Here is a 383-nt window from a genome sequence, read left to right as displayed (position 1 = left end):
GGTACAGGATCATTTGAAATCAACAGTGTACTAGAAGACGGTGTGACCACAGGTACTACTGCTGACTACACTTACCTATTCGAAGTAAGAGGTGGTGGAGCACATGGTGGAACGATCGCGGGTACAGATAACAACAGACTAGAAGGACTCAGTGAAGGAGACTACCAAGTCACCATCACCAACACGACGAGTGACTGTTCTAGTTCGATATTCTTCTTCTCTATTGATGATGTGTTCGAACTTCCTAACATTGTACTCACTGCTAAATCAGATGACTCATACTGTGATGCGACTGCTAACACTGGTGACGGTGCTTTGCGTGTCGCTATAGAAAATGGTATAGGAACTACCACCACCACTGGATATACTTTCGAGTGGTACAG

Annotated in this window: 1 protein-coding gene; it reads left to right on the top strand. The window is 44.9% G+C overall.

Features of this window, described 5'->3' with window-relative positions:
• Positions 1-383: hypothetical protein (locus BUB99_RS20560; protein WP_221407522.1), on the top strand; the 383-nt coding region annotated here is incomplete at both ends.

This window comes from Reichenbachiella agariperforans (assembly GCF_900142205.1).
Classification (GTDB): Bacteria; Bacteroidota; Bacteroidia; order Cytophagales; family Cyclobacteriaceae; genus Reichenbachiella; species Reichenbachiella agariperforans.
Note: the sequence above shows the minus strand (reverse complement) of the source record. Positions and strands in the feature narration are given on the sequence as shown.